This window comes from Streptacidiphilus jiangxiensis (genome assembly GCF_900109465.1).
In the GTDB taxonomy this organism is placed as follows: Bacteria; Actinomycetota; Actinomycetes; order Streptomycetales; family Streptomycetaceae; genus Streptacidiphilus; species Streptacidiphilus jiangxiensis.
The window spans coordinates 416,029-430,706 of the sequence record NZ_FOAZ01000002.1 but is presented as its reverse complement, the minus strand read 5'-3'; the positions used below and the strand labels follow the sequence as shown (position 1 = coordinate 430,706).

Sequence of the window (14,678 nt, the reverse complement as noted above, 5' to 3'; positions counted from 1 at the left end):
CCGCGCTGAAGCGCTCAAGCGTCATCTGGCCGGACTTCGTAGGCGCCCAGGCGCAGGCGATCTTGGCGATGGACTTCATTGAGACCGTCACTCTCACCGGACAGCGCCAGTACATCCTCGCCGCCATCCACCACGCGAGCCGAAGGATCCGCATCCTCGGCACCACCGCCCACCCGACCCATGCCTGGGTCACCCAGGCGGTGCGGAACTTCCTGATGGACCTGGAGGACTCCGGCCAGCTCGCCAGAATGCGGCTCATGATCCGGGACCGGGACACCAAGTGCCCGGCCATGACGGACCAGATCCTGCAAAGCGCAGGCGTCACAACTGTTCTGACGGGCGTGCGGGTGCCGGGGATGAACGCGGTCATGGAACGCTGGGGCAGGACGCTCCGGGCCGAGCTCCTCGACCGGACCCACATCTGGAACGAAGCCCACCTACGTCGAACGCTGCCGACCTACGAGCGACACTACAACCAGCACCGCCCCCACCGGGCATGGGCCGGCGCCGCGCCACTGCGAGTCCTCCCCGCACGGCTCGAACCGCACCAGATCGAATGCCTGGACATACGCCGACACGACCGACTCGGCGGAGTCCTCCACGAGTACCGGCACGCTGCTTGAGCTGTATGGACAGGGATTTCGGCACCCACAAATCTGCGATAGCCGGTCCCTACGGCAGGTGCGGGCTGCGACCACACTGCGACCACCAGGCCCGAAGGCAACGAAAAGGTCGCCCCCACCTCTCAGTGGAAACGGCCTCCGACCTGCGAAAACGCTGGTCGGGACGACAGGATTTGAACCTGCGACCCCTTGACCCCCAGCAATGCCGTCATGTCACCCCGTCTCCACGGACGTTCGGCAGATCTCTGCGGATGCTCCCAGCAGAAGGAAGCGGATTGCTCCCTTCTGGCTGTTCTTCGGCGCCTGCAGACCCGAAGGTCTGTCGCTGCTCACCTGTTCCGGTTTGCTCCTTCGTGCAGAGCGTCTCGTGGTTTTGAGTCCGTTGTGGGGGTCTGGGCACGTCCGGACGTTTGGACGCTGAGTGGAGTCGGCGGGCGGTCGGGTCAGAGTTGGTCGTAGATGGCGGCCAGGTGTCGCAGGACGTCGGTTGCGATGGCGAGGGCGTTGTCGTCGTGGTGCGTGAGTGCAGTGTCGAGCGACTGGGTCAGGACGGCCTGCCGCTCCTCGTGGCGGCGCCGCCCGGCATCGGTGAGGGTGACCAGGACTGACCTCTTGTCGGTCGCGGGGCGTTCGCGGGTCACGTACCCAGCAGCGGCGAGGCCGTTGACCAGCTGGGTGGTGGCGGCGCCGGTGGTCTCGGTGGCGGCGGCCAGTTGACCGACTGGCAGCGGGCCGGACTCGGCAAGGACGCGCAGGGCTCGTGCGTGCGTGAGGGAGAGTGCGCCGGCGATGCGGGTGGCGCGTCCGCGCAGTCGGGCGTCGGCGGCGCTCAGGCTGTACGCGGCACGGGCGAGCTGGTCCAGGGCCTGATCGCGGATGGGCGTGCGCTGCGGCTCCGGCATGCGGCGGATCTCCTTGGGGCGGATCGTCGGGCGAATTGACAGGCAGCTTAGCCTAAGTACTTAATAGATAAGTACTTAGGTACTTGCACTTCAAGGGAGCGCCACGTACCGCACCCACCCAGAAGGGACATCCGTCATGACCATCCGTTCGACCGGCCAGAGCTGGGCCCTGGACATCGCTCTCGCCCAGGGCGGCTTCGATGCCCTGCACCCGCAGGCCAAGGGCACCCTCGAGCAGCTCGGCCACGACCACACCGACTTCGACAAGGTCTTCGCCCTGGTGCAGAGCGGGGCCATGCTGCCCAAGGCCTGGGCCACAGTGGCCGGGCAGGCCGAGGAGCGCGCCGCGCACCACGAGCGGGGCGGCTTCGTGCAGACCGCCGCCGACCTCTACGTGCGCGCCGCCGTGATGTGGGGCCGCGCCCAGTACTCGATCTTCGACGCCACCGACCCGCGCAAGCTCGCCTTCCGCGAGCACACCAACCACTGCGTCGAGCGCCTGGGTGCCCTGCGCGGCAACCGGGTCCGCCGCGTGGTGCTCGACGTCGAGGGCGGGCAGATCTTCGCCCTGCTACACCTGCCGGCCGGTGAGGTGGTCGGCGCCCCCGCCGTCATCCTCGGCCCCGGGATGGACATGATCAAGGAGGACTACATCTACGCGGCCGAGAGGTACTACACCCCACGCGGCATCGTCGCCCTGTCCATCGAAGGCCCGGGGCAGGGCGAGACGCGGGCAGGCGGGCTCACGGTCGACCTCACCAACTACGAGCGCGCCATCAGCCGCTACATCGACCACCTGGCCTCGCTGCCGGAGGTCGATCCCGCCCGGATCGGCATGTTCGGCATCTCCATGAGCGGCTACTGGGGTTCCCGCGCCGCTGCCACCGACCCGCGGCTTGCCGCGCTCGCCGCCTTCGAGGCCGTGACCGGCGACTTCCGGACCATCTTCGAGCGCGCCCAACCCACCTTCAAGAACAACTACATGTTCATGGCCGGCTACACCGACGAGGACGCCTTCGACCGCGACCTGGTCGCTCACATGCCGCTCGGCGACCTGGTCGGCGAGATCACCTGCCCGGTGCTCTACGGCATCGGTGAGTTCGACGAACTCACCGAGTTGGAGCAGGCCCTGGCCAACTACCAGCGCATCCGCGCCCCCAAGGAGATGCGCGTCTACGAGGACGAGTTCCACCCGCTGGGTGGCACCGCCGCCGAGGTCTTCCGCCTCGGCGCCGAATGGCTCGAGCGTGCCCTGAACGGCGAGTTGCGTGAGCCCGGACGCGACGTGCGCCACTACGTCCACAGCGACGGCCGCACCACGGACGGCACCGCCAACCCCACCTGGTGGCTGGGCACCGTTCCTGCCCGGATCACCGATGCCCGCCGGGCACAGAACACCGAACGGGTTGCCCGCCCGTGATCCCTGGCGGGTCGGAGGTTCACGTTCCCGTTCCCGTTCACAAGCCTGACAAGTTCCTCACAAGTTCCTGTCAGGGTCGGACCGTGGTCGCGGCCGTACCAGTTCCGTCGGAACTCGTCTCGCACAGCGCCTGACCCGGCCGTGCCCCCGCTCGCCTGCGGGCGGTGTGCCGGCCGCGACCGCCACTGCGCCCGGAGCGCAGAAACCGTCATGCCCTCGTTCGCAGGGCTCCGATATGAAGGCAGTGAGTTTCATGATCCGCATTACGTCACGCGTGCTCCGGCGACCGTTGGTCCCGGTTCTCCTCCTCGGCGCTCTCACGCTGACTGCCTGTTCCGGTCAAGCCGCGTCCTCTGCCGACCGGTCGGCCGCGACCGCGGCCCCGATCGCAGCCTCCGCCCCGTTGTCCTCCGCACCCTCGTCCGCGGCCTTGCCCGCGTCGGCCGCGGCGGGGGCCGCGCAGGGCTCCTCGACAGCGCGGGTGACCTCCACGTCCGGGGCGGGCACCTGTTCCTGGAACGCCCGCTACCCGCACACCTACACCCTCGACGAGCTCAACCGCCAGGACGGGGGAGTGCTGGCTGTGGTCACTCCGGGCCACTGGGCCTGCAACGGCGGCAGCAGGTTCGTCGCGGACTCCACGGCCCGGCCGATGACGGTCACCTCCGCGGTCGCCATCGAGGCCTCTGCGCCCCTCACGGACAACTCCCACGGCTCGACCATGACGCTCGATCAGCTGATCGCAGCCGTCAAGCGGCACCCGCGCACGCCGTTCGAGATCACCACCGACGCCCAGGGCCGCGCAGTGCGCCTGTCCTCCATCTATCAGCAGTAGCCGCCCGATCTGCTGAAGCCGTCGCGTGCGCCCCGGTGAATACGCCGCGGTCTGACAAGTCCCTCACATCTGTCCATCAGGGTCGATCACATGAACAAGGCCATATGTATTCCGGCGGCCGCACTCGTCGCCTCGCTCCTGCTGACGGGGTGCGCGCGGGGCACCGACGCGACGGTCGAGCGCGCGGGCGTCGTCGCCGAGGCGGGCAGTGTCTCGTCCGCCCCGGCGTCGCCGTCCGCAACCGCTTCCGAGACGGCATCAGGGCGGCAGCCGGTGCAGCTGCCCGGTCTCGGTCCGAGGACCCGGGCCAAGATCCCGGCGACGGCAGAGCAGGTCGTCCTCGTCAGCGGACGGGGCAGGAACTCGCCGGACTCCACGGTGACGTTGTACACACGCACCGCCTCGGGCTGGCAGGCCGGTGGGCACTGGCCCGCGCACAACGCGCTGGACGGCTGGACCGACCACCACATGGTCGGTGACCTGCACTCGCCCATCGGCGTGTACACCCTCACCGATGCGGGAGGACTGCTGGACAACCCCGGCACCAGGATGCCGTACGACCACTCGGGCGATTTCACGGTCGTCGGCACCGGCTTTGAGGGCGAGCCCCTGGCCGGCTCCTTCGACTTCGTGATCGCCATCGACTACAACCGCGTCCCTGGCGCCTCGCCCCTTGACGGTGCACGTCCGCTCGGATCGAGCCGCGGCGGGGGCATCTGGATCCACGTCGATCACGGCGGCCCCACCCATGGCTGCGTCGGCCTGGCGGAGTCCGCCATGAAGACGCTCCTGGTGAGCCTGGATCCGGCCCGGCACCCGGTGGTCGTGATGGGCGATGCGGCGTCCCTGGCCGAGTGAACCGCAGCGCGGCACGCCGGGAGCCGGCACCCGGACGTGAGGCTGCACATCGACGTGAGGAAGGTGTCAGCATGTGGGAAGGGTCTCCCGGCCCCCGCCCCGTTCATGTTCCGCGTTCCGGCGCAGTTAGCATCGGCCCGGTGTGTGCACATGTGTTGGTCGCCGAGGACGACGAGAAGCAGGCCGAGCTGATCCGCCGCTCACTGCTGAGCGAGGGCCACACCGCCACCGTGGTCCACGACGGCCGGGCCGCCCTGGACGCCGTCCGGCGGCAGCGGCCCGACCTGGTCGTCCTGGACCTGATGCTGCCGGTGATCGACGGCTTCGCCGTATGCCGGATGCTGCGCCGCGACGACGACATGCCCGTCCTGATGCTCACCGCTCGCACCGCCGAGGACGACGTGCTGGCCGGCCTGGAGCTCGGTGCGGACGACTACATGACCAAGCCGTACAGTCCGCGCGAGCTTATGGCCCGCATCCGCACGGTCCTGCGCCGCACCGACCGCCAGAGCTCCGGCGGGCATCGGGTCGTTCGGGCCGCGGGTATCAGCGTCGACCCGGTACGACGCGAGATCCTCTGCGAAGGCTCGCCCGTGAAGTGCACGCCCGGCGAGTACGGGATCCTGCTCGCGATGGTCACCGAGCCCGAACGGGTCTTCTCCAGGCGGCAGCTGCTGGAGTGCACCCGCGGCATCGACCGTGCCGCCACCGAACGCGCCATCGACGTGCACATGATGAACCTGCGAAAGAAGATCGAACCCGACCCGCGTCGCCCCGTGCGACTGCTGACGGTGTTCGGCGCCGGATACAAGCTGAGCGGACCCCGTGGGTGAGCGGCGGCATACCCCTGCGTAAGCGCCTCCTCGTCCGGCTGGTGGCCACTTCCGTGTTGATCGCGATGCTGTCGGTGGCGGCGACGGCATGGCTGGCCGTGCAGACCACCACCCACGCCCTCCAAGCGGAACAGGGACAGGCGCTCGCCGACGACGCCGAGATCCTGCGGGACCTGAGCGGCTACGCGGCCACCCATCCGAACTGGTCCGGGGTCACGGGCGCCGTGCGCGACCTCTCCGTCCGCCTGCGCCGACGGATCGCGCTGACGACCCCCGACGGCGCGCTGGTCGTTGACTCCGCGCGGCGCGGCACCTCCCTGCCCGCCCAGTCAGTCGCCACCGTGGATCCCCTGCGCACCGACACCTACTCCGAGCCGGGGGCGCAGCTCAGCGCCGTGGACCCGCGCGCCGTGGGACCGTACCGGCTTTCCCCCGCGGAGCGGGCCCACCTCCACACGCTCGTGGTGGCGCGGCAGCGGTGCTTCCAGGCCGACAACATCCACACCAGCGTCGTCCTGGCCCCGAGTGGCCGACCCTTCCTGGTCCAGCCGGGCGGCACACCACCCGACCCCTTCGTGGCGGCGGACGAATGCCCCGGCACGGCGCTCGGCACTCCGACGGCCACGGAAAGGAAGGCGCTGGACGGGCTGGAGACGCTGGCCCGGTCCTGCCTCGCCCGCCGGCACCTGGCACCGTCACTGCTGCTCTTCTCGCTGGGTTTCGTCCCTACGTCCGTCCAGCCGATCCAGGTGCCCGGGCAGTTCACCCCGCCAGGGCCGGCCACGGCGGAGAGACACGCGGCGATCGACTGCGTGAACGAGGCGCGCCGCGAGCAGCTCGCGCCGTTCGTCGCCCCCGCGGCGGAGCTGTTCCTCGGCAACGGCAGCAGCACGTCGACGAGTTTCGACATGTCGTCCGCGAACAAGACCAAGGTCGCCGCAGTCACGGCGCTCGTCTTCGCGCTCACCGTGGCCGTCACGGCAGTGGTCGCGACTCGGCTCGTACGGCCCCTGCGGGCCCTCACTCACGCCGCACAGCAGCCGCCCGACCGGCATGCCCGGGTGCCTGTCACCACGCGTGACGAGACCGGCATCCTGGCCGAGGCGTTCAACGCGCTGTCCGAGGGCCGCGAACGCCTGGAGGCGCAGCGCAAGCAGATGGTCAGCGACATCGCCCACGAACTGCGCACGCCGCTGACCAACATCCGCGGTTGGCTGGAAGTGACCCGCGACGGCCTCGTCGACCCCGACCCCGAGCTGCTGGCCTCGCTGCACGAAGAGGCCCTCGTCCTTCAACGCGTCATCGACGACCTCCAGGACCTCGCAGCCGCCGACGCGGGCACCCTGCAACTGCACTGCGAGCCTGTCCGCGCCGACGAACTGCTCGCCCAGGTCGCCTCAGCGCACCGCATTGCCGCCGACACCGCCGGCGTGCGCCTGGTGACCACATCGGACGGGTGCCCGTGGCTGGACGCCGACCCGGTCCGCATGCGGCAGGCGCTGGGGAACCTCGTCTCCAACGCGATCCGCCACACCCCGGCCGGCGGCACGATCACGCTCTCCGCCGACGTCGACGGCGATCATGTTGTGTTCGAGGTGGCCGACACGGGCAGCGGCATCGACCCTCGCGACCTTCCGCACGTCTTCGACCGGTTCTGGCGGGCCGAGAAGTCACGCAGCAGACGCACCGGTGGCAGCGGCCTCGGCCTGTCCATCGTCCGCCAGCTCACCGCGGCCCACGGTGGCACGGTCTCGGTGACCTCCGAGCCGGGCACCGGCTCGGTGTTCACCCTGCGGATCCCGGCAACGCAGCCGGGCTCAGCGACGATGTCCTGACGGAACGCCCACGGGCAGCTCCCGAACGGCGCCCGGTGGCCTCCGGCCCCACGGCGTGCAGTACGACAGCAGCATCAAGGACCCGGTCGTACGCAACGAGCCGTTCGGACGCTACATCAGCCAACTCCGGGCGGACCACGGGGCGTCGCCGCCCCAGTACGGTGGGACTGCCGGGTCCCGGGACTTCGACACCGCCCCACCGGCACCGTGATGCCCACCGGCACTGTGATGCCCACCGGAACCAGCAAGCTTGCGGCACAACAGGAGAACCCGTGCTCTTCCCCTTGACGTCGGACGACCTCACCTCCGTGCTTCCGCCCGAGCAGGTGGTGCGGACCGACTGGTCGGCGGCCGCCGAGGTGATCGCCGCACCGGACGCGGTCGCCTTCCTCAGCGAGGTGGGCGTTCCCTGGTGCAGCGGCGTGTTTCACCTGGGTTCCTCGCTCGCGCCGACGTCGACGCCTGACCGGCTTGTGTCGGAGCGGGGCAGCCTGCCGATGGTGATCGACACGCCCTTCGGAGAACTCGGATCCCTGGGGGGACTCCAGTACGTCCTGGTGTACGTGCGGCGCAGCGACGGCGTGGTCTTTGCGACCTCGGAGAACTCCGACGAGGGGTACGAGCGGATCCACTCGGACGTGTCGTCGTTGTCGAAGCTGCTGCTGCTGATCGAGTCGAAGGCGCCCGACCCCGATCTTCCGTATGCGGAGGCCCTGCCGCTGTACGCGCGGGCTGCGGCGGAGATCGAGGCGGAGATCAGCGCGGTCGACCCGGCGCCCTTCGCCGACCCGGACGGTTTCTGGACGGATTTCCTGGACTCCTTCGGCGGCGGTATTTACCCCCGGAAGCCGCGGTAAGGCCCGTGGAGGCGGCCGCTGCAGGCCGCTGACCTGCTCCTGTTCGTGGATCCACGCGGCCTGTGGGCCGGCCTTGCGGACTCCTCCGGCGGCGCCACGTTCCCCGAAGGCGACGGTAGCGTTGCTCGCAGCGTCCCGGCTTCGCAGGAAACCCCAGCCCGGGTCTGGCCCAACTCGCCGTAGCGCTCGGCGAAGCGCCCTCGTCCCCGACTCCGCCGTCGGTGAGTCTGCTGGAGCGCTGGTGGGCGGAGGTGCCCGACGCTGCACAGCCGGCGCTTGCCTGGCTGGACGTGTGGGGGACGCCCAACTTCGAAGTCCCGTCCCCTGCCGGGGCGGAGGGTGAGGTCGTCGCGCTGCTCCGCGCCGGTGCAATGTGCGGGACGGGGAACGCCGTCGGTCAGGTCACCTGGCACGATGCCGGTACCGGTCGCACGGAGCGGGTCCGCTCGCACTTCGGCCCGGTCTCGTCGCTGGCTGTCGCGCAGCTCCCGGGGCTGGCGCCGCTGGTCTTCAGCGGGGGTGCGGACGGAACGGTCCGCCTGTGGAGCCCCGGGGAGGACCCGCTCCCGGAGCCGCTGGAAGAGCGCGCCTGCCCGGTTCTGGCAATCTCGGTCGCCGTGGCGGCCGGTCCCGACAGCGAGGGCAACCCGATTACCCTCGCGATCAGTTGGGCTGACGGCCTGGTCCGCGTCGTTCGGCTGGACGCCGAGGACGCCCCCCCCGGGACCTACGCCTCGGCGCACCTGTCCTCGATCTGCTTCTGATCGAGCCGAACCAACTGGCCCTCGCCTCGGCCCGAGGACGTCTCCCTCGTCAAGTGGGGCGCTTAGCGCGGTGAAGGGCTGGTCCAGCGAGCGCGAGGCCAGGAGATGATCGGGATGCTTCGGTGTCGAGCCCGACTCTTGATGTGTGCGGCCCTCTCGTAGTCCTGCAGCAGCAGCCGGCGGACGCCGACCGTCCGGCGCGGCAGGCCGTGTGGGGCTGGTAAAGTCATCGCCGCAGGTGGGGCTGGGGGCAACGCCCTCGACGATGCCTGGGATGCTGCGCTGGTGATCATTTCGATCCTCTACCGGGCCACCCGGGCGCTGCTGTCTGTGCCCGCAGCTCTGCTGCGCCGCGACACGGCCAAGGACGCCGAACTGCTGGTGCTGCGGCACGAGAACGCGGTGTTGCGCCGTCAGCTCGATGGTCCGGTCCGTTATGAACCTGCGGATCGGTTCTGGTTGGCCGCGCTGTCTTCGCTGATACCGCGCTGCGACTGGAGCCGTGTCTTCCCGGTCACCCCGGGGACGCTGCTGGCCTGGCACCGCAGGCTGATCGCGAAGCGGTGGGACTTCTCCCACCGACGTGGGCGCACCGGCCGCCCTCCGACGGCGGCGGCGCTCCAGAAGCTGGTGCTGCGTCTGGCGCAGGAGAACCCGCGGTGGGGTCACCGGCGGATCCAGGGCGAGCTCGCCAGGTTGGGGCATTCGATCGCGCCGTCCACGGTCTGGCAGATCCTGCACGCGGCCGGCATCGACCCGGCCCCGCGGCGGGTCGGCCCGAGCTGGCGGGAGTTCCTCACCGCCCAGGCCGAGGGGATTCTCGCGGCGGACTTCTTCCACATCGACACGGTCACCGGTACCGGCTGTACGCGCTGGCGTTCCTGGAACATGGCACCCGCAAGCTCTACATCACCGGTGTCACCGCCCATCCCACGGCGCAGTGGGCGACCCAGCAGGCCCGCGACTTCACCGTCAACCTCGGCACCCGCGCGGTTACGAGACCAACGGCCACCCGAAGCCCCGGAACGGCCGCTGGTCCGGCCGCTGGGCGTGCCGCGCAGGCTCCTGCGCACCCGCATCCTCGGCGGAGTCATCAGCCAGTATCAGTACGCGGCTTGAGCTGCAGCGATGACTTTTCGAGCCCCACAGGATCACCGGACGCCTCATCCTTCATCTGATCGACGGTCCGGTCCACATTGACGGTCAACTCGCCCTTCCAGGCGCTCAGGAGCTTCGTGAAGTGCGCCTTCATGGGCGTCCCCATGAACGCCGGACCGCACCCGTACCTCCGGCGTCCTTCCGATTCTGCCTGTGCTCGAGGGCGGCGATCAACGGTCAGTTCGCGGAGTGCCAGTCTGGGAACCAGGTGGCCTGATCAGTGGCTGAACCGATCACGCCGAGGTCCAACCGTGCCTGCTTGATGAAATTCTGTCGTGCGTCCCGGTACGCGTCATACGCGGGTCCCCAGATCTGGTGCGTTGCTGTGGGGTTGCCACGGGCGAGTCCTTCGAGGTGCCAGAGGCACTGGTTCATCTTCCTTGACGCAGTGATCGTTCTAGTGTCTCCGAGTAGGACTACGGTTTCGGACAGGGCCGACCGACGGATTTCCGTTGCTGCGAGATCTTCGAGGACCTCTCCAGTGGGCTCCAAGGGTGAACCGTCCGTGGTGAGGCCGCGAGCCACGGCGATGCGCTGGTAGCGCTGGGCGAGTTCTTTGACGATGTGGGCGTAGTCGGCGTAGGCGCCGAGGCGCCGTTCGTCCCACCGGACGGACAGTTGGCGCTTCCATCTCGTTCGCTCGGTGAGGGCCGTCACCAGGAACGAGGTGGCGGCACCGATTACGACGCCGGCGAGGGGAAGTATCTGGCTGGTCAGATTCATCAAAGGCCCCGATCTGATGGCAGCAACTACGGAATCCTCCCGCAACCGGGCACGTCCAAGGGCTGGATCACAAGAGTTTGGCCTCCGGGGCCCGGACACTGACGCGACCCGATCGACCCGGAGGCTTCTTGCTACTACAAGACGGCCTGCGGGAGGTCTGCTTCTCAGCGCTCGACAAGGTTCCTCCACTGCTGGGTCACGAGGCGGCTGCCACTCAAGCCGCCGAATGATCATTGCAGGGCGCAGCGCAGGCCGAGGCACGAACGAGCGACGCTCCCCTTGCCCTTCCGAAACCACAGCTGGACTCGCACTCGCTTCCTCTCGCCAACCGGTCAAAGAGACACGCTCTAGGCCGCATCGGGTGCGTCACTCTCACCGATTTCCACGTCCCCGTTCCCGACTTCCCGGAGATACCTCTCTGCCGCTGCCCGGCCCAGGATCGCCCAGAACTGGGCCCAGCGCTCAGCCTCCGTGGGTGCTTGCCCCCGCACGCCAGCCCCCTGCGACTGCTGATCACTCATCGAGCAGTCCCACCCAACCCCTTGCCTCTTCCTGCTCCGACCGGATGCCAGCGGCGACCAAGGCCTCGCCCTCCAAATGGCCGGACCCCACGTGGGCCCAGGCCGAGTCCGTGACCGTCTCGTCGCCGGTGTCGAGGCTGTAGAGGGCACCTTGATGCCTGGCGCGTTCGGCGCGTAGTTCGCCGTAAGTGGTGGAGTAGGTGTGGCTCTTGGTGAGGCAGTGGCCCCGGTAGCCGAGGGTGTGGGCCCAGGCTTGCAGGTTGAGGCGGGCGAGTTCGCTGGTGAGCATTGAGGGGCAGATGAGGGATGCGGTCGGGGTGGGTGATGCGGTGGTCGGGGGCCCCGGTTTCGTTGGCGCTCTTGATGGTGGCCTCGCCCTGGTCGTCGTCGGGGGGCTCGGCGCGGACGAAGGAGGTGACCCAGTCGCTCGTGTCAGGGCGGCGGTCGTGGCCGGCCAGGTACAGAGGCAGAATGCGGTGCCCGACGATCCCCGCTGTGCGAAGATCATCGCGTGCGAAGAGGGACGGCCGACCAGGTGACGCGAAGCCGGGCGCAACGGTGGACCATTGCGGTCTTCTTGGCAGCAGTGGGGCTCGGTCTGCTGGCCTGGGTGGCACAGTGGGAGCACCACTTCTACTGGACCCTCGATAGACAAGGCGTGCGTACCACCGCGACCATCGTCCATGCCCAGCACTACGGGCGCCAGTCCAGCTACCTGATCCACTTCAGCCGCGCTCCGCATGCTCCAGCGGACACCTGGACCGGCATCGCCGGAGAGGTTGGCGATGTGATCAGCGTGGTCTACAACCCGTCCGACCCTTCCGACGCGATCGCGTCCGCCAACCTCCGCAGGGCAGAGCTGGTGATCCCCAGCCTGCTGTGCGCCGGCGCGTTGGTCTGCTTCGTATTGGGCTGGCGCACGGTCCGCTCCTGAGTCGACCCAAGTCCAGTGACGAGCCGATCAGCACTCAAAGACTGCGGGTGGAACCCGCGACCGCAAGTCTGGCCTGGTCCGTTGACGGTCCGTACGGCGGGGCGGTCGGGAGAATCGTCAGGCGAGAGCCGCATCGGGCATGTACTGCTTAGGTTGCTTGCAGACGCTCCAGGATGGCAGTCACGCCGTCGACGTCCCGAGGGCGGCGCAGTGCCGGGCCAGCTCTCGAACCTGGGTCACACACCGGTCGGCCCCGATTTGCTGCGCCAAATCCATTGAGGCCTTCGTCGCGGCGACGGCTTGTTCGACCTCTCCGCGCTGGAGGTAGCCGCGGGCCTGGTAGGTCAGGAACACCGCCCGGGTCTGGTTTCTTGCTGATGAGATCGCGCCCTCCTGGGCGCGGGTCATGCTCGCGCAGACGTGGTCGGGACAACTCGTCTATGAATGCGTGGAGATGTAGTAGGCCGGTCCGGTCGAGTCGAAGGCCTGCTTGGCGGCGGAGTCGGTCCAGTCCTTGTTGGCGGTGCTCGAGCTCAGGTCCGTGTAGAGCGCCGTGGACGCGATGACGTACCGGTAGAAGTGGTTGACCCACTCCGACTTCGCCGCGCTCGCGTAGTTGGGGCTCCCGGAGCAGGGGTTCGCGCCGTTGCCGGACTCCGGGCACCAGATGCCGAAGTCCCACGACTGTGTGTCGGGCAGGTCCGTGTAGATCTGTTCGGCCGTCGACGCGTCGGGGAAGGCGAAGATCTGCACCGAGACAAGGACGTCGCTGGTGCTGGTCACCGTGCTGCTGTCCACGGTGTAGGAGCCGGTCAGCTCCTGGGTGCAGCCGTGTCGGCGCAGGATCCCCTGCACGTTGCTGCTCATGTCGCTCTCGACGCAGTCGTGCACCCCGGCCGCCCTGAGCGCGTAGTGGACGCCCTTGCTGTCGATGAAGCTCTGCGGAAGCAGGGCGTCCGAGGTGAACGGAGCCGGGTCCGTGTCCGCGGAGTTCATGTCGCTCGCGGAGAAGGCCGGGGAGCTGGACGGCGAGTCCGACGGGGACGGCGAGTCGGACGGGGACGGGGAGTCGGACGGGGACGGCGAGTAGGAGGGGTCCGGGTTCGGGTCGGTCGGGGTGGCGCTGATCGTCATGGACGGCGACGGGGTGGTCGAGCCCGTCGTCTGCCCCGCGCTGAGGCTGCCCTGCAGATGGCCCGGAAGCCAGACGACGAGTCCGAGCACGCACGCCGCGCCCGCCAGCGCGCCGATCACGCCGGGAACGGCCCGCGCGTTTCGGCGGTCACCGCCGGCATTGCCCTGGACGGGTCGCCCGCCCACCACACCGAGGTCCGCGCCGCCGACGCCGACGCCGACGCCGAGGTCCGGGCCGCCGGGGCGGGGGCCAGGCGCCACGACGGGCACGACGGGCTTGACGGGCTCGACGGGCTCGACCTTGGTCCTCACCGGGCGCCGGGCCGGTGCGGGCAGCTCCGTCGTGTCGACGGCATCGGCGGTGATGGCGCGCAGTGCACTGGTCCGCCCGCGGATGGCGTCGGTGGCCTGACCGATCTGGAGGTAGGCGCCCGGACCGATCGTTCCGAGCGCGCGCGTGCACTGGTCGACCACGTGGGCGGGCGTCGGCCGGTCACCCGGTTCCTTGGCCAGACAGGTGCCGATCAACCGCGCCAGCCTGGCGTCAAGACCGTCCAGCACGGGTTCGTCGTGGACGACCCGGTAGGCCATGCCCAGGGCGTTGTCCGCGTCGAAGACCAGACGGCCGGTGGCCAGGAAGTAGAGCGTGGAACCGAGCGAGAAGACGTCGGAGGCGGGGGTCACCCGCCGTCCCATGGCCTGCTCCGGCGACATGTAGGGCGGCGTCCCGATGCGTGTCGCGGTGGTGTGTTCCGCCATCGAGGCGGCGAGCGACCGGACGATCCCGAAGTCGATGACCTTCGGCCCCGCTTCGTCGAGCATGATGTTGGCGGGCTTCAGATCGCGGTGGACCGCCTCGGCGTGATGGATGGACCCCAGTGCGCGGCCTATGCCCGCCGCGATGAGCAGCACGTGGTCCGGCGTCAGCGGCCCGGTGGAGACCACCAGTTCCTGGAGCGACGGCCCGGCCACGTAGACACTGGCCAGCCACGGTTCAGGGGCCTGCGGGTCCGCGTCGAGCAGTTGGGCGACGTTGCTGCCGGTGACCCGTTGCGCGATCCGCACCTCGCGCGCGAAGCGGTCGGCGAACCTCGGGTCCTGGGTCAGCTCCGGCTTGACGACCTTGACCGCGATCGGCTGTCCCCCCGGAGTGAACGCGAGGAAGACCCGCCCCATGCCGCCGACGCCGATACGGGCCCGCAAGCGGTAGCTCCCGACCTGCTCCGGGTCACCGGGTTGAAGCGGTTCGAAGCGGAACACAACGTCGGCCAACGCGATCAG

16 protein-coding genes and 1 pseudogene are annotated in these 14,678 nt (G+C 69.3%); 10 read left to right on the top strand and 7 right to left on the bottom strand.

The features are described from left to right. Window positions 1-68 precede the first annotated feature (68 nt). Window positions 69-623 (top strand): integrase core domain-containing protein, encoded by a 555-nt coding sequence (locus tag BMY61_RS48575; protein ID WP_342342512.1) that lies wholly within the window; start codon window positions 69-71, stop codon window positions 621-623. A 443-nt stretch (window positions 624-1,066) separates the two neighbouring features. On the opposite strand, the gene BMY61_RS05445 is transcribed toward BMY61_RS48575, so the two are convergent. Beyond that, entirely contained in the window at window positions 1,067-1,525 is a 459-nt protein-coding gene (locus BMY61_RS05445) for a MarR family winged helix-turn-helix transcriptional regulator (RefSeq protein ID WP_042443714.1), read from the bottom strand. Between the two features lie 136 nt (window positions 1,526-1,661). On the opposite strand from BMY61_RS05445, the gene BMY61_RS05440 reads away from it, so the two are divergent. Beyond that, window positions 1,662-2,945 carry an alpha/beta hydrolase gene (locus BMY61_RS05440; RefSeq protein WP_042443712.1) on the top strand — a complete coding sequence of 428 codons (1,284 nt, stop codon included), beginning with the start codon at window positions 1,662-1,664 and terminating at the stop codon, window positions 2,943-2,945. A 339-nt stretch (window positions 2,946-3,284) separates the two neighbouring features. Here BMY61_RS05440 and BMY61_RS45960 read toward each other — a convergent pair whose 3' ends face one another. Next, window positions 3,285-3,437 carry a hypothetical protein gene (locus BMY61_RS45960; RefSeq protein ID WP_161791209.1) on the bottom strand — a complete coding sequence of 51 codons (153 nt, stop codon included), beginning with the start codon at window positions 3,435-3,437 and terminating at the stop codon, window positions 3,285-3,287. Between BMY61_RS45960 and BMY61_RS05435 the strand changes: the two genes are divergently transcribed. The 7 genes and pseudogenes from BMY61_RS05435 to BMY61_RS05405 all read left to right on the top strand — a co-directional run. Beyond that, the gene (locus BMY61_RS05435) at window positions 3,427-3,780 is read left to right on the top strand and encodes a hypothetical protein (protein WP_042443710.1); all 354 of its coding nucleotides are present in this window, start codon (window positions 3,427-3,429) and stop codon (window positions 3,778-3,780) included. The genes BMY61_RS45960 and BMY61_RS05435 overlap by 11 nt on opposite strands. Before the next feature lie 90 nt (window positions 3,781-3,870). Continuing rightward, window positions 3,871-4,638 carry a L,D-transpeptidase family protein gene (locus BMY61_RS05430; protein ID WP_042443709.1) on the top strand — a complete coding sequence of 256 codons (768 nt, stop codon included), beginning with the start codon at window positions 3,871-3,873 and terminating at the stop codon, window positions 4,636-4,638. A gap of 140 nt (window positions 4,639-4,778) precedes the next feature. Next, complete coding sequence (locus BMY61_RS05425) at window positions 4,779-5,471, top strand: response regulator transcription factor (RefSeq protein ID WP_042443706.1); 693 nt, start codon at window positions 4,779-4,781, stop codon at window positions 5,469-5,471. Continuing rightward, entirely contained in the window at window positions 5,468-7,306 is a 1,839-nt protein-coding gene (locus BMY61_RS05420; protein WP_042443704.1) for a sensor histidine kinase, read from the top strand. Before BMY61_RS05425 ends, BMY61_RS05420 begins: the two co-directional genes overlap by 4 nt. Before the next feature lie 272 nt (window positions 7,307-7,578). Next, complete coding sequence (locus tag BMY61_RS45955; RefSeq protein WP_052438408.1) at window positions 7,579-8,163, top strand: SUKH-4 family immunity protein; 585 nt, start codon at window positions 7,579-7,581, stop codon at window positions 8,161-8,163. 221 nt (window positions 8,164-8,384) lie between these two features. Next, on the top strand, window positions 8,385-8,927 hold the full coding sequence (locus tag BMY61_RS05410; RefSeq protein ID WP_042443698.1) for a WD40 repeat domain-containing protein: 543 nt from the start codon (window positions 8,385-8,387) through the stop codon (window positions 8,925-8,927). A gap of 285 nt (window positions 8,928-9,212) precedes the next feature. Next, window positions 9,213-9,916 (top strand): annotated as a pseudogene (locus BMY61_RS05405) (helix-turn-helix domain-containing protein); the annotation flags it as partial. Window positions 9,917-10,020: 104 nt separating this feature from the next. On the opposite strand, the gene BMY61_RS45950 reads toward BMY61_RS05405, so the two are convergent. The 3 genes from BMY61_RS45950 to BMY61_RS05395 form a co-directional block, all read right to left on the bottom strand. Continuing rightward, window positions 10,021-10,179, bottom strand: coding sequence for a TraR/DksA C4-type zinc finger protein (locus BMY61_RS45950; protein ID WP_161791208.1), 159 nt, complete (start codon window positions 10,177-10,179; stop codon window positions 10,021-10,023). 83 nt (window positions 10,180-10,262) lie between these two features. Beyond that, window positions 10,263-10,808, bottom strand: a complete 546-nt coding sequence (locus tag BMY61_RS05400) for a hypothetical protein (protein WP_042443696.1) — start codon at window positions 10,806-10,808, stop codon at window positions 10,263-10,265. Window positions 10,809-11,321: 513 nt separating this feature from the next. Further along, window positions 11,322-11,618 carry a replication initiator gene (locus BMY61_RS05395; protein ID WP_042443694.1) on the bottom strand — a complete coding sequence of 99 codons (297 nt, stop codon included), beginning with the start codon at window positions 11,616-11,618 and terminating at the stop codon, window positions 11,322-11,324. A 288-nt stretch (window positions 11,619-11,906) separates the two neighbouring features. On the opposite strand from BMY61_RS05395, the gene BMY61_RS05385 reads away from it, so the two are divergent. Continuing rightward, a complete protein-coding gene (locus BMY61_RS05385) occupies window positions 11,907-12,263 on the top strand; it encodes a DUF3592 domain-containing protein (protein WP_143094174.1) in 357 nt (118 codons plus the stop codon). A 180-nt stretch (window positions 12,264-12,443) separates the two neighbouring features. On the opposite strand, the gene BMY61_RS05380 is transcribed toward BMY61_RS05385, so the two are convergent. Both BMY61_RS05380 and BMY61_RS05375 read right to left on the bottom strand, forming a co-directional pair. Next, window positions 12,444-12,671, bottom strand: a complete 228-nt coding sequence (locus BMY61_RS05380) for a hypothetical protein (protein ID WP_042443689.1) — start codon at window positions 12,669-12,671, stop codon at window positions 12,444-12,446. A gap of 30 nt (window positions 12,672-12,701) precedes the next feature. Next, window positions 12,702-14,600, bottom strand: a complete 1,899-nt coding sequence (locus tag BMY61_RS05375) for a serine/threonine protein kinase (protein WP_143094173.1) — start codon at window positions 14,598-14,600, stop codon at window positions 12,702-12,704. Window positions 14,601-14,678: the final 78 nt, after the last annotated feature.